General features: G+C 60.7%; 34 protein-coding genes and 1 tRNA gene. All 35 read left to right on the plus strand.

The annotated features are described in order from the left end of the window. Nucleotides 1-21: 21 nt before the first annotated feature. The 35 genes from IB275_RS09500 (at nucleotide 22) to IB275_RS09670 (ending at nucleotide 19255) form a co-directional block, all read left to right on the plus strand. Nucleotides 22-207, plus strand: coding sequence for a hypothetical protein (locus IB275_RS09500; protein ID WP_192318906.1), 186 nt, complete (start codon nucleotides 22-24; stop codon nucleotides 205-207). Beyond that, nucleotides 200-364: a hypothetical protein gene (locus IB275_RS09505; protein ID WP_192318902.1), complete on the plus strand. Its 165-nt coding sequence runs from the start codon at nucleotides 200-202 to the stop codon at nucleotides 362-364. The genes IB275_RS09500 and IB275_RS09505 overlap by 8 nt, the downstream gene beginning before the upstream one ends. Then, nucleotides 357-833 (plus strand): hypothetical protein, encoded by a 477-nt coding sequence (locus IB275_RS09510; RefSeq protein WP_192318899.1) that lies wholly within the window; start codon nucleotides 357-359, stop codon nucleotides 831-833. Before IB275_RS09505 ends, IB275_RS09510 begins: the two co-directional genes overlap by 8 nt. Further along, entirely contained in the window at nucleotides 830-1159 is a 330-nt protein-coding gene (locus IB275_RS09515) for a hypothetical protein (RefSeq protein ID WP_318653026.1), read from the plus strand. The genes IB275_RS09510 and IB275_RS09515 overlap by 4 nt, the downstream gene beginning before the upstream one ends. Nucleotides 1160-1161: 2 nt before the next feature. Further along, nucleotides 1162-1491 carry a hypothetical protein gene (locus tag IB275_RS09520; protein ID WP_192318896.1) on the plus strand — a complete coding sequence of 110 codons (330 nt, stop codon included), beginning with the start codon at nucleotides 1162-1164 and terminating at the stop codon, nucleotides 1489-1491. Continuing rightward, a complete protein-coding gene (locus tag IB275_RS09525) occupies nucleotides 1488-2141 on the plus strand; it encodes a recombination protein NinG (RefSeq protein ID WP_192318893.1) in 654 nt (217 codons plus the stop codon). The genes IB275_RS09520 and IB275_RS09525 overlap by 4 nt, the downstream gene beginning before the upstream one ends. Beyond that, nucleotides 2138-2422, plus strand: a complete 285-nt coding sequence (locus IB275_RS09530) for a hypothetical protein (RefSeq protein WP_192288989.1) — start codon at nucleotides 2138-2140, stop codon at nucleotides 2420-2422. Before IB275_RS09525 ends, IB275_RS09530 begins: the two co-directional genes overlap by 4 nt. Continuing rightward, entirely contained in the window at nucleotides 2422-2715 is a 294-nt protein-coding gene (locus tag IB275_RS09535; protein WP_192318890.1) for a hypothetical protein, read from the plus strand. The genes IB275_RS09530 and IB275_RS09535 overlap by 1 nt, the downstream gene beginning before the upstream one ends. Then, nucleotides 2712-3161, plus strand: a complete 450-nt coding sequence (locus IB275_RS09540) for a dATP/dGTP diphosphohydrolase domain-containing protein (protein ID WP_192288985.1) — start codon at nucleotides 2712-2714, stop codon at nucleotides 3159-3161. Before IB275_RS09535 ends, IB275_RS09540 begins: the two co-directional genes overlap by 4 nt. After that, a complete protein-coding gene (locus tag IB275_RS09545; protein WP_192288983.1) occupies nucleotides 3161-4348 on the plus strand; it encodes an oxidoreductase in 1188 nt (395 codons plus the stop codon). The genes IB275_RS09540 and IB275_RS09545 overlap by 1 nt, the downstream gene beginning before the upstream one ends. A gap of 16 nt (nucleotides 4349-4364) precedes the next feature. Next, nucleotides 4365-4934 (plus strand): hypothetical protein, encoded by a 570-nt coding sequence (locus IB275_RS09550; protein ID WP_192288981.1) that lies wholly within the window; start codon nucleotides 4365-4367, stop codon nucleotides 4932-4934. Further along, nucleotides 4931-5329, plus strand: a complete 399-nt coding sequence (locus IB275_RS09555) for a phage protein NinX family protein (protein ID WP_192288979.1) — start codon at nucleotides 4931-4933, stop codon at nucleotides 5327-5329. Before IB275_RS09550 ends, IB275_RS09555 begins: the two co-directional genes overlap by 4 nt. 114 nt (nucleotides 5330-5443) lie before the next feature. After that, nucleotides 5444-5632, plus strand: a complete 189-nt coding sequence (locus IB275_RS09560) for a hypothetical protein (RefSeq protein ID WP_192288977.1) — start codon at nucleotides 5444-5446, stop codon at nucleotides 5630-5632. A gap of 54 nt (nucleotides 5633-5686) precedes the next feature. Further along, nucleotides 5687-5762, plus strand: a tRNA-Thr gene (locus tag IB275_RS09565). Nucleotides 5763-5905: 143 nt separating this feature from the next. Further along, the gene (locus IB275_RS09570; protein WP_192288976.1) at nucleotides 5906-6307 is read left to right on the plus strand and encodes a hypothetical protein; all 402 of its coding nucleotides are present in this window, start codon (nucleotides 5906-5908) and stop codon (nucleotides 6305-6307) included. A 10-nt stretch (nucleotides 6308-6317) separates the two neighbouring features. After that, the gene (locus IB275_RS09575; RefSeq protein WP_192288974.1) at nucleotides 6318-6554 is read left to right on the plus strand and encodes a hypothetical protein; all 237 of its coding nucleotides are present in this window, start codon (nucleotides 6318-6320) and stop codon (nucleotides 6552-6554) included. Further along, the gene (locus IB275_RS09580; RefSeq protein ID WP_192288972.1) at nucleotides 6554-6715 is read left to right on the plus strand and encodes a hypothetical protein; all 162 of its coding nucleotides are present in this window, start codon (nucleotides 6554-6556) and stop codon (nucleotides 6713-6715) included. The genes IB275_RS09575 and IB275_RS09580 overlap by 1 nt, the downstream gene beginning before the upstream one ends. Nucleotides 6716-6770: 55 nt before the next feature. Continuing rightward, nucleotides 6771-7037 (plus strand): hypothetical protein, encoded by a 267-nt coding sequence (locus IB275_RS09585; RefSeq protein WP_192288970.1) that lies wholly within the window; start codon nucleotides 6771-6773, stop codon nucleotides 7035-7037. Between the two features lie 91 nt (nucleotides 7038-7128). Then, nucleotides 7129-7557: a proteasome subunit beta gene (locus tag IB275_RS09590; protein WP_192288969.1), complete on the plus strand. Its 429-nt coding sequence runs from the start codon at nucleotides 7129-7131 to the stop codon at nucleotides 7555-7557. 2 nt (nucleotides 7558-7559) lie between these two features. Continuing rightward, nucleotides 7560-8180 carry a putative metallopeptidase gene (locus IB275_RS09595; RefSeq protein ID WP_192288967.1) on the plus strand — a complete coding sequence of 207 codons (621 nt, stop codon included), beginning with the start codon at nucleotides 7560-7562 and terminating at the stop codon, nucleotides 8178-8180. 31 nt (nucleotides 8181-8211) lie between these two features. Further along, nucleotides 8212-8673: a DUF2280 domain-containing protein gene (locus tag IB275_RS09600; protein ID WP_192288965.1), complete on the plus strand. Its 462-nt coding sequence runs from the start codon at nucleotides 8212-8214 to the stop codon at nucleotides 8671-8673. Beyond that, a complete protein-coding gene (locus tag IB275_RS09605; RefSeq protein ID WP_192288963.1) occupies nucleotides 8660-9955 on the plus strand; it encodes a terminase large subunit domain-containing protein in 1296 nt (431 codons plus the stop codon). Before IB275_RS09600 ends, IB275_RS09605 begins: the two co-directional genes overlap by 14 nt. A gap of 4 nt (nucleotides 9956-9959) precedes the next feature. Further along, complete coding sequence (locus IB275_RS09610) at nucleotides 9960-11354, plus strand: DUF4055 domain-containing protein (protein ID WP_192288961.1); 1395 nt, start codon at nucleotides 9960-9962, stop codon at nucleotides 11352-11354. Then, complete coding sequence (locus IB275_RS09615; RefSeq protein ID WP_192318887.1) at nucleotides 11341-12429, plus strand: phage head morphogenesis protein; 1089 nt, start codon at nucleotides 11341-11343, stop codon at nucleotides 12427-12429. Before IB275_RS09610 ends, IB275_RS09615 begins: the two co-directional genes overlap by 14 nt. A gap of 237 nt (nucleotides 12430-12666) precedes the next feature. Further along, complete coding sequence (locus tag IB275_RS09620; protein WP_192288955.1) at nucleotides 12667-12915, plus strand: hypothetical protein; 249 nt, start codon at nucleotides 12667-12669, stop codon at nucleotides 12913-12915. Next, complete coding sequence (locus IB275_RS09625; protein WP_192290685.1) at nucleotides 12912-13097, plus strand: hypothetical protein; 186 nt, start codon at nucleotides 12912-12914, stop codon at nucleotides 13095-13097. The genes IB275_RS09620 and IB275_RS09625 overlap by 4 nt, the downstream gene beginning before the upstream one ends. Before the next feature lie 104 nt (nucleotides 13098-13201). Then, entirely contained in the window at nucleotides 13202-13960 is a 759-nt protein-coding gene (locus IB275_RS09630) for a hypothetical protein (protein ID WP_192288953.1), read from the plus strand. A gap of 19 nt (nucleotides 13961-13979) precedes the next feature. Next, complete coding sequence (locus tag IB275_RS09635; RefSeq protein WP_192318884.1) at nucleotides 13980-14972, plus strand: major capsid protein; 993 nt, start codon at nucleotides 13980-13982, stop codon at nucleotides 14970-14972. A gap of 44 nt (nucleotides 14973-15016) precedes the next feature. Continuing rightward, nucleotides 15017-15958, plus strand: a complete 942-nt coding sequence (locus IB275_RS09640) for a hypothetical protein (RefSeq protein ID WP_192318881.1) — start codon at nucleotides 15017-15019, stop codon at nucleotides 15956-15958. Between the two features lie 2 nt (nucleotides 15959-15960). After that, nucleotides 15961-16458: a DnaT-like ssDNA-binding protein gene (locus IB275_RS09645; RefSeq protein WP_192288948.1), complete on the plus strand. Its 498-nt coding sequence runs from the start codon at nucleotides 15961-15963 to the stop codon at nucleotides 16456-16458. Next, nucleotides 16455-16838 (plus strand): hypothetical protein, encoded by a 384-nt coding sequence (locus IB275_RS09650; RefSeq protein WP_192288946.1) that lies wholly within the window; start codon nucleotides 16455-16457, stop codon nucleotides 16836-16838. The genes IB275_RS09645 and IB275_RS09650 overlap by 4 nt, the downstream gene beginning before the upstream one ends. Beyond that, the gene (locus IB275_RS09655) at nucleotides 16838-17233 is read left to right on the plus strand and encodes an HK97 gp10 family phage protein (protein ID WP_192288944.1); all 396 of its coding nucleotides are present in this window, start codon (nucleotides 16838-16840) and stop codon (nucleotides 17231-17233) included. Before IB275_RS09650 ends, IB275_RS09655 begins: the two co-directional genes overlap by 1 nt. Before the next feature lie 3 nt (nucleotides 17234-17236). Beyond that, complete coding sequence (locus IB275_RS09660; protein WP_192318878.1) at nucleotides 17237-17656, plus strand: phage tail terminator-like protein; 420 nt, start codon at nucleotides 17237-17239, stop codon at nucleotides 17654-17656. Between the two features lie 3 nt (nucleotides 17657-17659). Then, nucleotides 17660-18805, plus strand: coding sequence for a phage tail tube protein (locus IB275_RS09665; RefSeq protein ID WP_192318875.1), 1146 nt, complete (start codon nucleotides 17660-17662; stop codon nucleotides 18803-18805). A gap of 45 nt (nucleotides 18806-18850) precedes the next feature. After that, nucleotides 18851-19255, plus strand: a complete 405-nt coding sequence (locus IB275_RS09670; RefSeq protein ID WP_192318873.1) for a phage tail assembly chaperone — start codon at nucleotides 18851-18853, stop codon at nucleotides 19253-19255. The last annotated feature ends 89 nt before the right edge of the window (nucleotides 19256-19344 follow it).

Consider the following 19344-nt stretch of genomic DNA (forward strand, 5'->3'; position numbering starts at 1 on the left):
GCCGACTGCGGAGGTGGCGTGATGGCTGAATTCGAGATCGAGTACATCCACAACGGCGTCCACCGGGTGGCGATCATCCTCGCCGACGACCATCGGGACGCCTACCAGGCCTTCGAGTCTATGAAGTCCAACGGCGTCATCGGTGACGAGATCGTTGAGCGCGGCGATGCCGGCGTAGAAGTGGAGAGGAGGGCATGCAATGGCTGAGGCAATCGTGACCGTCTACCTGGTTGGCTGCTTCCTGACTGCCCTCGCTGCCGGTAGCAGCCGGCCGTGGCGCTGCATCCTGCTCTGGCCGATCTTCTGGCTCTACATCCTGATGCTGCTTGCCGAGATGGCGCTGGAGGATCAGCGCCATGGCTAACACCGAGAAGATCAGCGTCAACAGCTCGGACAAGCTGTCGCGTGCCATCAGCGCCTTGACCGCCATGTACAAGCAGAACCGCTTCGTCGTGGTGTCGATGCGCCCAGGCAAGGACCGCACCCTGGATCAGAACGCCCTCTGGTTCGCGATGTACCAGCGCATCTCCGATCAGATGGGCATGGATGACGTCGAGGACGCACGCCGGTACTGCAAGCTCCACTTCGGCGTGCCGATCATGCGCAAGGCCGACGCCGACTTCCGGGACGGCTGGAATCGCTTGTTCCTGGACCTTCCCTACGAAGTGAAGCTGCGCCTCATGGGCCCGTGCGCCATGTTTGGCCCGGATGGATTCCCGGTGACACGCCTCTTCAACCGCGCCCAGGGCATCGCCTACACCGACGCCATCGTGGCCGAGTTCACAGAGAAGGGCGTGGTATTCGACGATCTGCTGAGCGAGGTTGCGGCGTGAGCAAGTTCAAGGCCGGAGACATGGCGCTGATCATCTATTCCCCGGCAGAAGAGAATATCGGGAAGGCGGTGGAACTCGTCGAATATGCCGGAGAGCGAGCGATAGCGGGTGAAGGAGGTTCATTCATTCCAGCAGGCCATGAGCGGTGGCTTGTAAGGTCGATTAGCGGAGAAAAGGACCTAGCAGTACGTACAACCTTCGGAATAGATGGCCCAGAGATAGGGAAGATCTTTGTCAGCGAAGGTTATTGCCGCCAGTCATGGCTCATGCCCCTCCGCGGCGACTTCCAGCCCGAGCAGCAGAAGGCGAAGGAGGTGGAGGTATGAGCATGGAAAAGCTGTTCATCCTTTGGCTACTCGCCGCCGGCATGGGAGCCACTCTCTGGCTCGGCGTGAAACTTGGCCGGGGCATTGGCGCAGTGCTCTATGCCTGCGCCGCCGCCACCTCCTTCACGCGCTTCGCATGGGCCTGCGGAAAGGAGCATGGCTTCCGTGAGTTGCGCTATCCGCGCTGGATGCACGCACCTGTGGTATGGGGAGACATCTTCCTCACGCTGCTTGGCTCAACAAAGGGCGGTGTGAGCCACTACGGAGGCGCCGGAGTCTGGAGCGGAATCGGGGACTGGACCGTTTTCCCGGCTGAGAAGGAGGAAGCATGACTCTCTCCACCCGCCAGCCCAAGCCCAAGAAGTGCCAGAACGCCGAGTGCGGCCAGGAGTTCGTCCCGCGCTACCGGTCGACTGAGAAGGTCTGCAGTCATGCGTGCGCCCTGGTCGTGGGCCGAGCGGACAAGCGCATCCAGAACCTTGGCAAGAAGGCTATCGAGCAGCGCGAGCGCCGGGAGATCAAGGTTCGCCGGGAGAAGCTGAAGAGCAGGGCGGATCACCTCAAGGATGCAGAGAAGGCCGTGCGTGACTACCGGCGCACCTACGAGCTATCCATCGGCAGCGGTTGCATCAGCTGCGGCAAGACCCAGGCAGAGGTGCAGGCCGCTCAGGGGTGGAAGACCGGGGGCGCTTTCGATGCAGGCCATTTCCTCGGGAAGGGGGCTCGCCCAGAGCTGCGACTGGAGCCGCTCAATATCTGGTTGCAGTGCAAGGCCTGTAATGCGGGCTCCAGCAAGTACGCCAGGAAGGGGCTAACCGTTGCGCAGGGATTCCGCGCCGGCCTGATCGAGCGCATTGGCGTGGAGGCTGTCGAGGCCCTGGAAGCCGATCAGGAGCCGCGCAAGCACACCATCGAAGAGCTCAAGGCCATTGCCGTTGAGTACCGCGCCCTACTGCGAGAAGTGAAGAAAGCAACTGCATGACCATTACCGAATACGCCGCCTGGAACATGGCGCTTCTTCAAGATCACGGAATTATCAGGGGGTACGAAATGAGCGAAGTCGTTCAACTGCGCAAGGACAAGCTCGAAACGTTACTCAAGGCCCGCTCTGACTTTCAGGAGCATGTCTATGGCGCCATCCATGCCGCATGGAACTCAGGCGTCGAGCAGGAGCTGATGCGCGATCAGATGCTGGCCATTCTTCATCGGATCATGACTGACCTTGAGTTCGATCAGGTGAAATTTGAACCGGAGGGCGCGTGATGACACCGGAAGCACAGGGCGTCCTGATCTTCACCTCCGCTTTCGCGCAAGTCTTCCTCCTTGGACTGAACAGTAAGCTACTGCGTGACGACAAGATCGCCGCGGGCTTTGTGGTGTCCTGGATGATCACGCTCGCGCAGTTCGGATACATCTGGGCGGTTGCTCACTCGCGCATCGATACCGTCCCTTTCCTGGTGATCTCCGGCTTTGGCGGATCTATCGGTATCACCTCCGCGCAGTACTTCTACCGCTGGTACGACAAGACTTTTCATCGCAAAGGGGAGAGTGCATGAGCGACGTCAAGCCGACTAACCCGAAGGACCTCATTGGAAGCGAAAAGCTGCCTCTGCACTTGTGGCCGACTACTGCCACTGCGATGGGCTGCATCGGCCTGCTCGAGGGGATGCTGAAGTACGGGCGCAGCAACTGGCGAGAGGCTGGAGTGCGCGCATCCATCTACGTGGACGCCTGTAAGCGTCACCTCGATGCGTGGTTTGAAGGGGAAGAGTGCGCTCCGGACAGTGGGTCGCCGCACTTGGCCAATGCCCTGGCCTGCCTGGCGATCCTAGTTGATGCCAAAGCGGCCGGGAAGCTCGTCGATGACCGCCAATACAACGGTGCCGGTTACCGGGAGTTGGTTGAAAGCCTGACTCCGCAGGTAGCGCGCCTCAAGGGCCTGTTCTCCGACAAGGCGCCGAAGCACTACACCATCGCTGACAACGCACAGGAGCAAGCCTGATGTCTCAACGCAAAGCGACCGATGAGCAGCTGATGGCAGCACTGACTGGCCGCACCGTTGCAGAGGCTGCTGCCTTCATCGGCATCCACGAGCGGCGCATGTGGCACCACAAGGCGCGGCTTGCTCGCCTTGGTTGGTCGCCAGAGCACAACATGCATCACCGCGTTCCTGACGGTTTCCACCTAAAAGGCAACAGCACGCTCTACAAGAGAGGTGAGCCGATCCTTCAATGGGTGAAGTCGAACATCGATCTGGAGCGCCAGAAGGAGCTGATGGAGGCATTCACTACTGGCTTCCTGAGCGAGTCGGAACCGCTGCCAGCAATCGATCCGCCATCCTGCGAACTGGATTCCGACATCATCCCTTGGTTCCAAATCGGCGACGCCCACGTCGGCATGTTGGCGCACTCGAACGAGGTCGGGCACAACTTCGACCTGAAGATCGCTGAGCGTGAGCTGACCCTGGCCATGCAGAAGCTGATCGATCGGGCTCCGTCTTGTGAGCGTTGCGTGATCCAGGACCTGGGGGATATGAGCCACTACCAGGACTTCACTGCAAAGAGCGAGTCGGGCCACGACTTCGACTACGACAGCCGCTATCCGAAGATGATTGAGGTGTGCGCCCGGGTGATGCGTACCATCGTCGACAAGGCGCTTTCCAAGTTCCAGTTCGTGGATGTCATCGTCAACCAGGGCAACCACTCGCGCTCCAATGACGTCTGGATGCGCGTATTCCTGAACCACGTCTACCAGAACAACAAGCGCCTCCACGTGCTGGACAACTCCAGCGTGTTCATCCCTTACCGGATGGGGAACACCTTCGTCATGTGCCACCACAGTGACAAGTGCAAGCCGCCGCAACTGGTCAGCGTCATGGCAACCGACTTCGCCCGGGATTGGGGTGAATCCACCTATCGCTACATCGATATTGGCCACATCCACCACCGCATGGTGGCCAAGGAGATGCCAGGCGTAACCGTTGAGTCCTGGGCGCAGCTGGCCCCATCGGACAAGTGGGCACACGACGGCGGGTGGCGTTCCCGGGCGTGCTTGTCAGCTGTGCTTCGCTCAAAGACCTACGGCGAGAAGGGGCGCATCACCATCACCGCTGAGGAAGTCAAAGACATCATCGACAAGGCCATGCCTGGAACTCAGGCAAGCCTTCGCCGCGCTGTTTATTCGGTCTGAACTGGGGAGAACGGACATGATCTATCGCGACGCAGAGCACGCTATTGCACGAATCATGAGCATCGAGACCATCGACGGCACGCAGAAGGCTGACTGGCAGCGCCGGTATGAGGCTGGGTATCAGGAGGAGCCGCCTGCTGCGAATCCTTGCCCGCTGACTGCATCTGAGCGCCTTGCTCAGGACGCCATGACCCGCGCCATGCTGCACCGTGAGCTGAAGCCTGAGCACTGGAGCGTGCTGGTGGCCAAGTACAGCATCAACGACCGCGAGGTAGTCGATTCGGTACGCTGGCTTGCACCGCGCGCCGTTACCCCTGCGCACCACCTATTCCGCATGAAGTGCGTCACTGCCTGGGCTATCCCGCCGAAGCGTGGCGTGAAGGATGGCGTGAAGACCTCGCGCAATGGCCTGCCTGAATCGTTCTACGAGATTCACACATGGGACACGGACGGCACGCCGGAAGGCACCCTGCGCCGCTGGAAGTCGATCACCAGGAAGTGGCTGGAGGATCAGGTAACCGAGGCGATCAAGGCGGCGACCCCGCTGCTGAGCGAAGACCAACTCCTCTTTAGCGAGGCTGCATGATGAAAATGATCTCCATCCCCAACCTGCTCATCACTGACCGAGCCATGGACTGGCTTATGGCCGGAATCGAGGGGCGCGATCAGAGCGACCTGACCTATTCGCCATCGACTAACTGGCAGCAGGCCGGCGAACTGATCGACAAGTACGCGATGGGTGTGCAGGCTGGATTCGTGAACGAATGGCGCGCCATCTACAAGCAGAATGGCAAGTACATCCCTGGCAAGACGGCGCAAACTGCGATCTGCAGAGCAGTGATAGCCGCAAAGATTGGCTTCACCGTCGATGTGCCGGAGGAGTTCATGGCGCCAGAGTTCTATGACCCTCTTCATCGCGAATGGGTGGAGAAGCAGGATAGGTTCCTCTCCAGTCGAGTGCCTTCACAAATCGCCAGATGAATGCTGTAAATACACGTTGACAACGAACGAACAAGCGAGCAGAATTCTTCCCATGCTACGCAAGTAGCGCACAGGCCCGGCACATAGCTGGGCCTTCTTGTTTCTGGAGTCTCGATGGACCTAGACCTTCGCATCTCGCGCTGGATTCTCGAAGCGCAGCGAAGGGGGATCCATCTTGAGCGAATCCTGATCCATCCCGACGACTACCCATACGCCAGGAAGCACATACGCTTTCTGCCGATGAAGGTAATCGGCAATGAAGTGCCAGTATTCCAGCCTTCCGAGGCCGAAATCGGCACTTGAATGCACTTTTGCGCTCCCCAGCGCTGCCGGCCCTCCGTCCGGCGTTTTCTTCAAGCCGCTATAGCTCAGCCGGTAGAGCAGCCGACTTGTAATCGGCAGGTCCCGGGTTCGATGCCTGGTGGCGGCACCAAATTCAGGCGAATGCGAAAGCTGATTCGCGCACGGGCTAGACGTGCGATCTCCATCATCAAGAGATCATGCCGGATTTCAGCGCCGGCCGCCTGAACCTATTTCCGCAGTGCCCGACCGGCGATGGTCGCAGGAACTCTCCCTATGAGGCTGAACGACATGACTGAGCCGGCCACTACTGCCGCTGGCGGGATCGCGCTGTACAAGCTCGGCGCGTTCGGCTGCATGGCAGCGCTGGCCGCTGTGGTGGTCATGGCGCTTACCATCCCGAAGACGGTGAAAGAGTTCGTCGTCTCGCTGATCTGCACCCTGGTGGGTTCGATTGGTGGTGGTGCTGCACTGATCAAGGCCTTCGGGCTCATGGCATGGGCTGATGACGTGTTCGGCCTCTGCGCCCTGCTCGGCATGGTCTTCGCCTGTGGCCTACCTGGGTGGGTCATGGTCCGCGGCTTCTTCGCATACGCCGAGTACCGGAAGGGCGGAAAGAACTTCATCCAGATGGTTGGCGACCTGATCACGGTGGCTAAGGCCGCGCTGCTGAAGTGAGGGCTTTCTGATGCTCGGTTATACGACTGCAAGCGAAGCTAAGGCCATTGGCTGCACTCATCACGCCAGCTATTACGGAATTCCGCTCTGGATGGGTGACATCGACAGCGATGCGCCGCTCGCCTTTGCAAAGTGGCTTCCGTTGGATTACCTGATGCCGGTGTTCTCCTACATCGAGGGCATCTGCAACTGTCTGCTCGGCAATGAGCCGACCTTCATGTTCAAGGTTGGCCGCGAGATCGACTGATGAACTGGATCATCCTGCTCCTCTGCCTCGCCGGCCTCTGGATCTACATCGGCTCGCACAGGAAGGATGACGTCATCGTCGCCTGCATGCGCTTCTTCACCGGCATCGCGCTGTTCCTGATGGGGCTGGGCGCATGGCTGATCAAACTCTTCGCGAACTAGCTTCACCCAAGGCGTGGCGACACACCGATATCACCAGCAAGAAAGGAGAGACACCATGAGCCTCATGTACACCATCAAAGCCATCAAGCGCGACGGCGAGCGTTACTGCCACCCCTGTGAGGGCGCATATCGCGTCGTGTGGTCTGAGCAGTCCTGCGACAGCGATCCCGGCGTCGCAACGATATACGATGTGGAGAAAGGTATTCACTTCAGCATGGCTGACTACAACGCCATCTATATCGAGAACGCCAACGGGCAGACCATTGACCACTTCAGGGCAAAGCCCAGTCAAGGCATGCCTTCGTGCGGAATAGCTGAATGAATGTCTCCGTTCTCATCGACGGAGCTGTACAAGAGGTGCCCGGCAGGACCGGCTTGGACTCAGAACATAAAGAATTTGTATCGGTTGCGCCATGACTACGATTGCCTATCGAGACGGCGTGATCGCATACGACTCGCTGGTAACTGCCGGCGGAACCGTGATTTACGACGACTTTGACAAGAAGCGCGAGCGCAATGGGGTGCTGTTCTTCGGTTCTGGATCAACGGCTGACATTGATCTGCTGATCTCTGCCTACTTCGGCGAGATCCCTGGCTTCGATATGGATGCTAGGGCGCTGGTTCTTCGTGAAGACAAGCTGTCCCTGATTTCCTTTGCAGACGGTCGCGTGTACGAGAGCGAGGTTCTGCCTGATCGCCCATACGCCATTGGAAGTGGGTCTGATCATGCCTATACCGCATTCGACATGGGTGCATCTGCCCGTCAGGCAGTAGAGCTAGCAGCGAAGCGCGATACCTGCACTGGCGGCCTGATCCGCACCTTCACTCTGCCCCAGGGCTAACCATGCGCCCTATGCCGCCCTCAACTATCGGCCAGTTTGCCGAAGGCGCTGATTGGGCTGATGCCTACATTCCGGCGCCTGAGGTTCTGCAGTGGGCAATGGAGACCTTCGTTCTGGAAGGTGGCCAGCTCCGCAACGAAGATCACGCTCACATTGAGGATGCGCCGATAGCGTTCCTATGGGCGGCGTCTGGTTTCGAGAAGCAAGGTCGCCTGGTGTTAGGCCAGTGCGAAGAGGTCACCTTCCGCTGTAGTGCATGGCAGAAGGGTAGGCAGGAGCAGCAGATGCTCCAGTGGTTCGGGTATATCCCGAGCTTCCTGATAACCCTGGCTGCAGATTACTGCGCAGAGTGCTCGGATGCCGAGTTCTGCGCCTTGGTGGAGCACGAGCTTTACCACATGGCCCAGAAGCTCAATGCCGAAGGTGAGCCGCAGTTTACCGATGAAGGCCAGCCCAAGCTCAAGCTGCGCGGCCACGACGTCGAAGAGTTCGTCGGTGTGGTTCGCCGTTATGGCGCCAGTGAAGGGGTTAAGGCCCTGGTAGAGGCGGCAAACAACCCGCCCGAGGTGGCGAAGATCAACATCGCGAGGGCCTGCGGAACCTGCCTACTGAAGTCGGCCTGATATTTGACAGGCACTAGACGGATTCGAATCTATGGCAGCGCTCAAAGATGAGGTGAAAGCCTTCATCGTTCAGGCTCTGGCCTGTTTCGATACGCCGTCTCAGGTGGTTCAGGCCGTCAAAGATGAATTTGGTATCGAGATAAGCCGCCAGCAATGTGAGACGCACGACCCAACGAAGCGTGCTGGCTCAACATTGGCGGCAAAGTGGGTAACTCTGTTCCACGATACCCGCAAGCGATTCCGCGAGGATACTGCTGATATTCCGATTGCGAACCGAGCTTTCAGGTTGCGCACACTGGGCCGCCTAGCCGAGAAGGCAGAAAGCAGCAAGAACGCTCGCCTGACCCTCCAGATCCTGGAGCAGGCCGCGAAGGAAGCGGGCGACATGTACGTGAACCGTCAGGCCAAGGTTGATTCCGGCCCTGATGACGTACCGCCCACCCGGGTAGAGGTCGAGATCGTCGACGCCAGGAAGCGCGATGCCGACGCTTAACGTTCCGCAGGGCAAGTTCCTGGCTTTGCCGCACAAGTTCAGGGCGTTCGTTGCTGGTTTCGGCTCAGGCAAGACCTGGGTAGGTTCTGCCGGGATCTGCAAACACGTTTGGGAGTGGCCCGGGATCAACTCAGGGTACTTCGCTCCTACGTACCCGCAGATCCGCGACATCTTCTTCCCGACCATCGAGGAAGTCGCCTTCGACTGGGGCCTGAAGGTCAAGACGAAGGAAGGCGACAAAGAGGTTGAGTTCTACGCTGGCGGAAAATATCGCAGCACGACCATCTGCCGATCCATGGAGAAGCCGCAGACCATCGTTGGCTTCAAGATCGGGCACGGCCTAGTTGATGAGCTGGACGTACTTACGGTCACCAAGGCCCAGCATGCCTGGCGCAAGATCATCGCCCGCATGCGCTACAACGTAGATGGCCTGCGAAATGGCGTAGACGTCGCAACGACGCCTGAAGGCTTCAAGTTCGTCCACCAGCAGTTCGTGAAACAGCTCCGTGAGAAGCCTAACCTTGCTGACCTGTACGGGCTGATCCAGGCAAGCACCTACGACAACGAGCTCAACCTGCCAGAGGACTACATCAGCTCTCTGATGGAGTCTTACCCGCCGCAGTTGATCCAGGCATACCTGGAAGGGCAGTTCGTCAACCTTACGTCGGGGACGGTCTACCACGCCTTTGACCGTAGGCTGAATGGCTGCTCTGACGAGCGACAGCCCGGCGAGGTGCTGCACATTGGCATGGATTTCAACGTCGGCAAGATGTCCGCCGTGACCCATGTGAAGCGTGATGGCCTGCCGCGGGCGGTGGACGAGATCATGAATGGCTACGACACGCCAGACATGATCCGAAAGATTAAGGAGCGCTACTGGCGCTTCGACGGCAACACTTACCAGAAGACTTGCGAAATCATCGTCTACCCGGACGCTTCGGGTGACTCGCGCAAGTCGGTGAATGCCAGCACGACTGACTTGGCCCTGCTCAAGCAGGCTGGATTCCAAGTCAAGGCGCCGGCTGCAAACCCTCCGGTCAAAGACCGGGTGAACGCGATGAATGCCATGTTCTGCAACGCCAACGGCGAGCGCCGCTATCTGGTGAATGCAGACCGCTGCCCAACCTATGCCGACTGCCTGGAGCAGCAGGTGTGGGCCGAGAGCGGAGAGCCCGACAAGTCGCAGGGCGCCGACCACGCGAACGATGCTGGCGGCTACTTCATTCACAACCAGTTCCCGATTGTCCGCCGTATTGCCACCTCAGAGCCTCTAAGGATGTAACTCAATGAGCGATGATCCGAGCATCGTCAGTGCCGACGTGCAGAAGATGCGTGCCCATTGGGCCATCGTCAGTCCGCTGATGGGCGGGACTGGGGCGATGCGCGTTGCGGGTGAAGAGCTGCTGCCGCGCTGGCCGGCGGAGGACGCAGAGTCCTACAAGTGCCGTCTGCTGTCGTCCACACTGCTTCCGGCCTACTCGGAAACCGTGATGAACATGGGCAGCCGGGTATTCGCCGAGCCGATCCACCTGATGGATGACGTGCCGCCGCGCCTGCGCGAGTACTGGCAGGACATCGATCAGCAGGGCAACAACGGCACTGTGTTCGGCCGCGGCTGGTTCGAGGACGCCCTGGCAAAGTCGATCAGCTTCGTCTACGTCGACTACCCGCAGAGCCCGGCGAGCGAAGCGGAAGGCGAAACCATCGTCACCGAGGCGGACGTCATTACCACTGGCGCACGACCATACGCTATCCACATCCGGCCTGAGCAGGTCCTGGGCTGGAAGGAATCGGGCGGCCAGCTCCTGCAGTTCCGCTACGAGGAGTGTGTATACGAGGACGAGGGCGCTTTCGGCCAGAAGGCTGTCGCGCAGATCCGCGTGCTAGAGCCGGGCAGTTGGACCATCTACCGGCAAGCCGGAAAGGATGGCTGGTATATCCACGAGGAAGGAACCTCCAGCCTCACCTACATCCCGATCGTGCCGTTCTACACCAAGCGCACCGGATTCCTCACCGGTAAGCCGCCGCTGATGGAACTGGCTTACCTGAACGTCAAGCACTGGCAGAGCCAGAGCGACCAGGACACGATCCTTCACTACGCCCGGGTGCCGATTCTCTTTGGTGCTGGCTTCGAGGAAAGCCACGCCATCGTTATCGGCGGTGGCACGCTGGCGAAGAACGACAACCCGGACGCGAAGCTCTCCTACGTGGAGCACGGCGGGAAGGCTATCGAGGCCGGCCGTGATTCCCTCAAGGACATGATCGAGGAGATGCGCATCGCCGGTGCCAAGCTCCTGCGCTTGGAGAATGCTGCGCCGAAGACGGCAGAGCAGGCCCAGGAAGACGCCGCAATCGAGATGTCGCCGCTCCAGATGATGTCTGGGCAGTTCGAAGACTCCGTCGCCCAGGTTCTTCAGATCATGGCCGACTACATCGGCGAGGCTGAAGGTGGCCACGTTCAGGCCCGCGGCAACTTCGAGACGGACTTCGCACCGGAGACCACCATGCCGACCCTGCTGAGCATGGCTGTGCAGGGCAAGCTCTCCGACGAGACCCTCTTCGGCGAGTACCAGCGCCGCGGCATCCTATCGAGCGAACTGGACTGGGATTCGGAGAAGGAGCGCATCGACCAGCAAGGTCCTCCGCTCGGGCTGATGGGCGCCGGCAGTGGCAACGGTTAACGACAAGCTGGCCGACGCCGAGATTGCGCACGCAGTCAGCCTGCAGCGCTTCAGCAACGGTGTCGTCCAGCGGATGATCGCGCTGCTGAACAGGGTCGACAGAGACCTCTTCGGCCAACTGATGGAAGCGATCGAGCAGATGCCGCCTGGCAGCTTCACTGTGCAACGATTGGATCAGCTCCTGCAATCGGTGCAGAAGATCAACGCGCAGGCCTATCAGGCGCTCCGGAGGGAGTTGGACGCCGAAATGCAGGCCTATGTGGCCTATGAGGCGGACTACCAGCACAAGCTGTTCCTGAACACCATCCCGGAGCCTGTCCAGGTGGTGGTGCCGATCAACTCGGTTAACGCGCAGCAGGTCTACGCCGCCGCGATGGCCAGGCCATTCCAGGGGAAGCTGCTGTCGGAGTTCACCAAGGACCTCGAGGCTGATCGTATGACTCGGGTGCGCGACGCGGTCCGCATCGGGTTCGTGGAAGGGGAGACCGTTGACCAGATGGTTCGCCGGATTCGTGGAAGTCGCACCGCCGGCTACGCAGACGGCCTGCTGGAGATCGACCGCCGCAACGCCGAGGCGATCGTTCGGACTTCTGTGAACCACCTGTCGAACTTCACGCGCCAAGCCTTCTACGCGGAGAACGACGACCTGGTGGACGAATGGCAGTTCCTGGCGACACTGGACGGCCGGACCACGATCACCTGCGCAAGCCTCTCGGGGAAGACCTTCCCGGTCGGCAAAGGCCCGCAGCCGCCGCGGCATATCAACTGCCGCAGCACTTCAACCCCGGTGATCAAGTCCTGGGAGCAACTAGGGCTCACCAAGGAAGAGATCGGCAAGGGCACTCAGGCCAGCATGGATGGTTATGTCGCCGACGACGTGACCTATAGCGACTGGCTGCGTAACAAGCCTGCGGCGTTCCAAGACGAAGTGCTTGGCGCCACTCGCGGGAAGCTCTTCCGTGACGGCAAGGTGGACATAGACAAGTTCACCAACGACAAGGGCAAGGTTTACACCCTGGACGAGCTGAAGAAGCGCGACGAAGACCTCTTTGAGCGGGCGGGAATTGCGGCGTAAGATCAGGACGTTTCCCCGTTGCGAGGCGTCCGCAATGCAATACGAGCTTAAGAGTTGCCCGTTCTGCGGGAGAACCGATGGGGCCAACCTGTTCAAGGAGCCTGAGAGCGCACACGGAGGCGGCGTCACATACGTCTATGTTCGCTGCTCATGTAGCGCCTGCGGGCCAAAGTTTGATGACTGGAATAACCCGAATCATGTGAAGGATGCCGTAGATGCGTGGAATCGGCGGTCTGCATGACCGATAAGCACCCCTTCAAGGTAATCGACGGAACGCCCCCACCGGACACGCCAAAGCAGCGTGTGATCGACCGTGTGAAGGCGTCCCGGCCGAGCTACACCGTCAGCTGCCACCGGTGCGGCTGCATCGAGGTCATTGAGACCAAGATCGGGATGGTCATCAAGAACGGCAAGCCATCCGGAGGCACCAAGCAGCTGCTCTGCGCGCACTGCTTCATGAAGGGCGAGAGGGTGGTGGTCGCATGAGCTATAGGGTGCCGCTGGCAGGCAATGATGATTCAGAGGATGCCATCCTTCGCCTTCCTCCAGAAGCTAGAACAGCACTTATCAAACTGATCGCAAATATGGCGCCTGATGATCTGCTCAGATTTGGGCTTTCGTGGGATGAAATCCGCGCCCTAGAAGCGGTAAGAGAGTCACTTACCTGATGAATCCAAGAAGCCCGCCACTGAGCGGGCTTTTTCTTTCCAGCCTCGGCAATGCCGGGGTTTTTTATGCGCCAAGGGCGCCAACAGTCCCAAGGGGATAACACATGTTCCAACTCAAGCAGCTGTTCATGCAGGAAGAAGGCGGCGAAGGCGGTAACGGTGGTGGCGGCCAAGGGCCAGAGATCACCCCGGAAATCCAGGCTCTGATCGATGCGCAGGTCAGCGCGGCAGTGGGCGGTCTCAAGACCAAGAACTCCGAACTCCTGGGCAAGCTGAAAGAGCAGGGCGACAAGCTGAAGACCTTCGACGGCATCGACCCAGAGGCCGTGAAATCCATCCTGCAGCGCTTCTCCGACGACGAAGAGGCCGGGCTCATCGCAGCCGGCAAGATCGACGAAGTCCTGAGCAAGCGCACCGAACGCATGAAGTCCGGCTATGACCGCGATCTGCAGGCCGCCCGCGAAGAGGCCACCCGTCACCAGTCCCGCACTGAGAAGTTCGCTTCCCGCGTGCTCAAGGGCGAGGTGATCGGCGCTGCCACCGACGCTGGTGTCCACAAGTTCGCCATGGAGGACGCCATGCTGGCTGCTTCGCGCGACTTCGAGCTGGACGATGAGGGCAACCCAATCGCCAAAGAAGGTCGCTTCGGCAAAGACGGCAAGCCGCTGACCCTCAAGGAGTGGTTCGCGGAGATGAAAGAGACTCGCCCGCACTGGTTCCCTGCCAACGGCAGCGGCAGCGGAGCCGGCGGCACTGGTAGTGAGGTTCGGCCAGGCACCCCGCGGTCCAAGATGACCGCCAAGCAGAAGGCCGAATACATCAGCAAACACGGGAAAGACGCGTACTTCGCGCTTCCCGCCTAAGCCATTGGGAGAATGAATCATGGCCGCAGGCAAAGCTTCTGACTTCAAGGTCTATCAGGACCAGTTCCAGGCGGGCGTCATCGAGACCCTGACCCAGAACAGCAACGCGTTCAACGCGGCTTCGGCCGGCGCGATCGCCCTGTCCACCATCAGCCGCCGCGGTGATTTCTCGCAGCAGGCGTTCTTCAAGAACGTCGCGAACCTGATCACCCGTCGCGACACCACCAGTACCTCGGCCGCGACCATCCTCGGCATGACCCAGGACGAGTGGGTCAGCGTGAAGCTGAACCGCAAGATCGGCCCGGTCGACCAGACCAAGGACGCCTTCCGCAAGATCATGGCCGGCCTGGCTGAAGACGAGATGTCCTTCATCCTCGGCGAGCAGGCTGCCAAGGCGATGCAGGTGGAAATGCTCAACTCCGCCCTGCGCGCCGGCCGTGCTGCGCTGAACGCACAGGCCTCGGTGAAATACACCGTCCCCACCAACGGTACCCTGAACACCGACGGGCTTGTTGACGGCCTGGCAAAGTTCGGCGACGCAGCCGGCCAGATCGTCTGCTGGGTCATGCACTCCAAGACCTACTACAACCTGGTCAAAGCGCAGATCGCCGCCAACATCGACGGCGTATCGAACTTCAACGTGGCCACCGGCACCCCGGTAACCCTGAACCGCCCGGTTCTGATCACCGACTCCGACGCGCTGCTCGTGAACTCCGGCTCCGGCTCCACCGCTGTGACCGACTACTACACCCTCGGCCTTACCGCCGGCGGTCTGATCGTCGAGAACACCGAGGAAGAAGAACTGGTCATCGAGAACGTGACTGGCAACGAGAACCTGATCACCCGCCTGCAGGGTGAGTTCGCCTACAACCTGGGCGTCCGCGGCTTCAAGTGGGACATCGCCAACGGCGCTGCCAACCCCACCGACACCGCTCTGGGTACCGGCACCAACTGGGACCCGAACCGCGATTCCTTCAAGGACTTCGCCGGCGTGGTCATCCAGAGCCGTTAAGGCCAGAAGCCCCTCTCCGGAGGGGCTTTCTTTTGGAGGTTGGAATGAAGATCGGCATCTATGCGCGGGACCATCAGGTTGCCGCTGTGGCCATGAAGCATGGCTTCGAACTGCAAGGCCAGCGGGCCCTGTTCCGCTCCCTGCCGGACTACGGTCATGGCTGCATTGAGGATTTCGACCTCGTTGTGATCGTCGGCCTGCGCGGGAAAGGCGCCGATGCGCTGCGGGACTACCGTGAGCGTGACGTTCCGGTCCTCGTGATCGACTATGGCTACCTGAACCGCGCCACGGCTGAAGATTCGGACGGCTACTGGCAAGTCAGCCTCGGCGGTCTGAGCCAGATTCCCCAATTCGAATGCCCGGGCGACCGATTCGAGGCGCTGGGTCTGGACATCCAGAAGCCTGTGAAAGGCGACGGCCCGGTCATCCTCTGCGGACAGGTCATTGGTGACGCTGCCCATCCCTTCGACACCGCGGAGAAGCTCGAAGCCTGGGCGGAAACCATCGAGCACGACGAATTCCGTGCTCATCCGTCTGCCGGTGGTGAATCTGAGCCGCTGAGCGATGTCCTGGCGCGCGCCGGCAAGATCGTCACCTGGAACAGCAACATCGGCCATGATGCCCTGCTCGCCGGTGTGCCTGTGGAGGCCCATGGACCGGCGCCTTACGCTGGGGTTGCAGTCGATGCCAGTGAGTCCTACTTCGCTCGCGTCGCCTATGGCCAATGGACGGTGCCGGAGATGGAAGAGGGCCTTGCTGCCGCCTTCGTGCTCGAGAAGCTGCTCGGTCAGCCCACAGTGGTTGTGCCAGTAGAAGAGGGCGCCAACTCTCTGACCGAGACCGAGACCGAGACCGAGACCGAGCAGGCCCTGTCCGTTGTTCAAAAAGGCCGCGGCAACTACTCCGTAGTACGCGCAGATGGATCGGTAGTCGCAGAAGGCCTGAAAAAGGCTGCCGCTGACGCCATGGCGAAAGGTAAGGCCTGATCATGGCCCTCGTCATTGAAACTGGCGGCGGGCTGCCTGATGCCGACTCCTTCGCCACCGTGGATGAGCTGGTGCAGTTCGCCAGCGACTACGGCTGGACGATTCCGGATGACACCACCGCGCGCGAAGCGATCCTGCGCCGCGCCGGCGTGGCCATGTGGGCAATGGAGTGGGTCGGCAGCCAGCTTCATGACGAGCAGGGGCTGCCCTGGCCGCGTTACTACACCGTGCGCCGTGGATTCATGGCGGACGGCTCATCGCTCCCGCGCAACATCAAGATGGGCCAGATGGCATTGGCCTGCGAGATTCATCAGGATGACATCGACCCGCCGGAAGGGCGCACTGGCGCGGTAACTGAAGAGCGCGTCGAAGGTGCCGTAGACGTCAAGTACGCCACAATCACTGGCTACAAGGCCAAGGCTGCTTCAGGACGCCAATCTGATGGGTTCTTCGCCAAGTACACCTTGGGCCCATACAACGGCCGCCTGGTGCGTGCATGAGCGCCTTCTACGACCGCATGGCGTCCACGGCTCTGCGCCTGATTAGCCGGTTCGGGTCGGAGCAGACGCTGCGCGACGTCACCGATGGCGTGTATGACCCAGTGGAGGGCGAATGGACCACGCCTCCTGGAGACATCAGTCAGCCTGCCCAGCTGCTCCTGCTGGAGTACACAGCGCAAGAGTCAGGACAGAGCTATGCGGAAGGCTCGGAGATCCTGAAGGGCGACAAGAAGATCATCATCGCGGCCAAGGGCCTGACCTGGCCGCCGGCACTCACCACCCGCATCGACGTCGACGGCGTGCTCTGGCAGGTCGTGAACGTGAAGGAAGCGAACCCAGCCGGCACTCCGCTGGTGTACTTCTGCCAGGGGCGCAAGTAATGAGCTTCACGAGCGACATGGACGGGGCGGTCAAGAAGATCATCGACGCCCAGGACAAGATCGCCCGTGCGGCGACCATCGACTTCTTCAGCGGCACCGTGAAGGACACGCCGGTCGATACCGGCCGCGCGCGCGGGAACTGGGTTACCAGCACCGACAAGCCGGCGCAGGGCGAGATTAACCGCGAAGATAAGTCAGGCTCTTCCGTCATTTCCGAGATCGTGGCGAAGACGCCGGAAGGCGCCGGCCAAGAGACCTTCATGTCGAATTCGCTGCCCTATATCGACAAGCTCGAATACGGGAGCAGCAAGCAAGCCCCTAACGGCATGGTGCGCCGCAATCTGGCGCGCGTGCAGCGCATCGTCGACCGGGCCATCGCCAAGTTTCGAGTCTGACCAATGTCCGAAATCAAGATCAACGCTGCCTTGGTCGGAGGGCTGACGGCGGCGGCACTCGGCATTCCGACGGCCAATGAAGGCAAAAACTTCACGCCGCCGGCTGTCTCACTGCCTTGGGCCGCCTGGTTCAACCTTCCGTCCAGTACCGACCCTTCAAGCCTCGGCGTAGGCGGCATGGATGAAACCGTCGGCGTCTTCCAGGTTGACCTGAACTACCCGCTGAACGATGGCACCGGGAATATCCTCGCCGCCGTGCAGAAGCTCCGCGACTACTTTGTTGCCGGCCGCAGGTTGGTCTACCAGACCCAGTGCGTCCACATCGAACGCGTCACCCGCAACAACCTCCGGCCGGTCAATGGCTGGCAGCAGATCAACGTCTCCATCTACTACAGCGCCAACACCATCCGCCCGGAGGTATAAACCATGGCCTGCTTTGCCAACGGCTCTGCCGTCAAGCTCTACTACGTCCTCGAGGGCGCCACCAAGACCGCCGCTACCATCAGCGCGGCTGCGTCTGACTCCAGCTACAACGACTCCGGCAACGGCTTTCTGACTGCAGGTTTCCTTGCTGGACAGATCATCACAGTCTCCGGATTCGCCAACGCCGCGAACAACGGCAAGCGCAAGATCGCTACCGCCGCAGCCGGCAAGATCACTGTCACCAACGTCGACGGTTCGGCTGTCACCCTGGTGGATGCAGCTGCCAGTCCGGCAATCACCATCATCATGGAAGGCTCGATCCCGGGTAATCCACAGTTCAAGCCGATCCGCTTCGTCACCGAAGGCCTCAGCCCGAACATCAATCAGATCGAGTCGGCGGAGATCAACCAGGCACGCCAGCGTGCGCCGAGCCGCGGCGGAAACTACAGCGTCCAGGGCGAGATCGCCGCTGAGGTGAGCTTCGGCAGTTTCGACGACCTGATCGAGGCCGCGCTGCAGGGAACCTGGACCGGTGACGTGCTGATCGTTGGCTCGACCGAGCGCTCCTTCGCGATTCTCGAACGTCACACCGACATTGGCGCCGACTACATCTACCGCGGCTGCCGCGTGAACACCCTGAATATCGCCGCCCCCTTGGGCGACAAAGCCGGCATCACCTTCGGGATGATTGGCACCAAGGCTGAGCCCTACACCATTCCCGGCGGAACCACCTTCGTGCCGGCTACCACCAGCGACATGATGGTCACCACCAATGGCTCCTTCACCGAAGGTGGCCAGGTGATCGCCTACGCCACCGAGTGGAACCTCAGTCTTGATAACGGAATGGAAGCCGCGTTCTCGCTGTTCCAGCGCGAGGCCTACTGCGTCACCAACGGCATCGCCGCCGTCACCGGAACCATGAACGCCTACCTTAAGGACGGATCTCTGTGGGCCAAGGTGCTGGACGAGACCGAAACCAGCCACATCGTTGTGCTGGAGGAAGGCGCCGATAGCTACACCATCGAGCTGCCGAAGGTTCGCTACACCCAGGGCCAGAAGCAAACCAGCGGCCCAGGTGCAGTGATCCCGCAGTACACCTACTCGGCCGGCTACGACGGCACCACCACCCTGCGCATCACCCGCAGCTAATCCCGCAGCCCCTCTCTGGAGGGGTTTCTAGTTTCTGGAGAAACCATGCGCAAAGAAGACTTCTACACGAAGCCGAACGCCGACAAGGGCGTGAAGATGCAACTGATGCAGGCCGACGGCAGCCCGTCCGAGCACTGGCTGATGGTGCGGGGCATCGACTCCGACGCCTTCCGCAAGGTCAAGTTCGAAGGATCGCGCACCATGCGAGACCTGCCTGCAAGTGCCAGCGACTGGGACCGCGCCGCCGCCCGGGATCAGGCCGTGATGGACAGCCTCGTCTCGCTGGTCGCGGGCTGGTCGTTCGAAGAGGACTGCACTCCGGAGGCGGTGCGTGAGTTCCTCACCAACGCCCCGATCGTCGCAGACGCTGTTGATAGCGCAGCCGCGGACCGCTCCCGTTTTTTCGGGATCGCCTCGGAGCCCTCGAGCGACACGCCGAAGCAGAGCTAAAGCTCCTCAAGCGCGCTCCGGGCTCGAAGCGCACCACTCGTGAGCACCTGGAGCAGATCGCCAAGGTCATCGGCGAGCAGCCGCCAGAG

The sequence above is a fragment of the Pseudomonas sp. PDM21 genome (genome assembly GCF_014852505.2).
In the GTDB taxonomy this organism is placed as follows: domain Bacteria; phylum Pseudomonadota; class Gammaproteobacteria; order Pseudomonadales; family Pseudomonadaceae; genus Pseudomonas.

Coding starts and splice junctions, on each gene's coding strand:
- IB275_RS09500 (WP_192318906.1), top strand. CDS start 22: ATGGCTGAATTCGAGATCGAGTACATCCACAACGGCGTCCACCGGGTG.
- IB275_RS09505 (WP_192318902.1), top strand. CDS start 200: ATGGCTGAGGCAATCGTGACCGTCTACCTGGTTGGCTGCTTCCTGACT.
- IB275_RS09510 (WP_192318899.1), top strand. CDS start 357: ATGGCTAACACCGAGAAGATCAGCGTCAACAGCTCGGACAAGCTGTCG.
- IB275_RS09520 (WP_192318896.1), top strand. CDS start 1,162: ATGGAAAAGCTGTTCATCCTTTGGCTACTCGCCGCCGGCATGGGAGCC.
- IB275_RS09525 (WP_192318893.1), top strand. CDS start 1,488: ATGACTCTCTCCACCCGCCAGCCCAAGCCCAAGAAGTGCCAGAACGCC.
- IB275_RS09530 (WP_192288989.1), top strand. CDS start 2,138: ATGACCATTACCGAATACGCCGCCTGGAACATGGCGCTTCTTCAAGAT.
- IB275_RS09535 (WP_192318890.1), top strand. CDS start 2,422: ATGACACCGGAAGCACAGGGCGTCCTGATCTTCACCTCCGCTTTCGCG.
- IB275_RS09540 (WP_192288985.1), top strand. CDS start 2,712: ATGAGCGACGTCAAGCCGACTAACCCGAAGGACCTCATTGGAAGCGAA.
- IB275_RS09545 (WP_192288983.1), top strand. CDS start 3,161: ATGTCTCAACGCAAAGCGACCGATGAGCAGCTGATGGCAGCACTGACT.
- IB275_RS09550 (WP_192288981.1), top strand. CDS start 4,365: ATGATCTATCGCGACGCAGAGCACGCTATTGCACGAATCATGAGCATC.
- IB275_RS09555 (WP_192288979.1), top strand. CDS start 4,931: ATGATGAAAATGATCTCCATCCCCAACCTGCTCATCACTGACCGAGCC.
- IB275_RS09560 (WP_192288977.1), top strand. CDS start 5,444: ATGGACCTAGACCTTCGCATCTCGCGCTGGATTCTCGAAGCGCAGCGA.
- IB275_RS09570 (WP_192288976.1), top strand. CDS start 5,906: ATGAGGCTGAACGACATGACTGAGCCGGCCACTACTGCCGCTGGCGGG.
- IB275_RS09575 (WP_192288974.1), top strand. CDS start 6,318: ATGCTCGGTTATACGACTGCAAGCGAAGCTAAGGCCATTGGCTGCACT.
- IB275_RS09580 (WP_192288972.1), top strand. CDS start 6,554: ATGAACTGGATCATCCTGCTCCTCTGCCTCGCCGGCCTCTGGATCTAC.
- IB275_RS09585 (WP_192288970.1), top strand. CDS start 6,771: ATGAGCCTCATGTACACCATCAAAGCCATCAAGCGCGACGGCGAGCGT.
- IB275_RS09590 (WP_192288969.1), top strand. CDS start 7,129: ATGACTACGATTGCCTATCGAGACGGCGTGATCGCATACGACTCGCTG.
- IB275_RS09595 (WP_192288967.1), top strand. CDS start 7,560: ATGCGCCCTATGCCGCCCTCAACTATCGGCCAGTTTGCCGAAGGCGCT.
- IB275_RS09600 (WP_192288965.1), top strand. CDS start 8,212: ATGGCAGCGCTCAAAGATGAGGTGAAAGCCTTCATCGTTCAGGCTCTG.
- IB275_RS09605 (WP_192288963.1), top strand. CDS start 8,660: ATGCCGACGCTTAACGTTCCGCAGGGCAAGTTCCTGGCTTTGCCGCAC.
- IB275_RS09610 (WP_192288961.1), top strand. CDS start 9,960: ATGAGCGATGATCCGAGCATCGTCAGTGCCGACGTGCAGAAGATGCGT.
- IB275_RS09620 (WP_192288955.1), top strand. CDS start 12,667: ATGACCGATAAGCACCCCTTCAAGGTAATCGACGGAACGCCCCCACCG.
- IB275_RS09625 (WP_192290685.1), top strand. CDS start 12,912: ATGAGCTATAGGGTGCCGCTGGCAGGCAATGATGATTCAGAGGATGCC.
- IB275_RS09630 (WP_192288953.1), top strand. CDS start 13,202: ATGTTCCAACTCAAGCAGCTGTTCATGCAGGAAGAAGGCGGCGAAGGC.
- IB275_RS09635 (WP_192318884.1), top strand. CDS start 13,980: ATGGCCGCAGGCAAAGCTTCTGACTTCAAGGTCTATCAGGACCAGTTC.
- IB275_RS09640 (WP_192318881.1), top strand. CDS start 15,017: ATGAAGATCGGCATCTATGCGCGGGACCATCAGGTTGCCGCTGTGGCC.
- IB275_RS09645 (WP_192288948.1), top strand. CDS start 15,961: ATGGCCCTCGTCATTGAAACTGGCGGCGGGCTGCCTGATGCCGACTCC.
- IB275_RS09650 (WP_192288946.1), top strand. CDS start 16,455: ATGAGCGCCTTCTACGACCGCATGGCGTCCACGGCTCTGCGCCTGATT.
- IB275_RS09655 (WP_192288944.1), top strand. CDS start 16,838: ATGAGCTTCACGAGCGACATGGACGGGGCGGTCAAGAAGATCATCGAC.
- IB275_RS09660 (WP_192318878.1), top strand. CDS start 17,237: ATGTCCGAAATCAAGATCAACGCTGCCTTGGTCGGAGGGCTGACGGCG.
- IB275_RS09665 (WP_192318875.1), top strand. CDS start 17,660: ATGGCCTGCTTTGCCAACGGCTCTGCCGTCAAGCTCTACTACGTCCTC.
- IB275_RS09670 (WP_192318873.1), top strand. CDS start 18,851: ATGCGCAAAGAAGACTTCTACACGAAGCCGAACGCCGACAAGGGCGTG.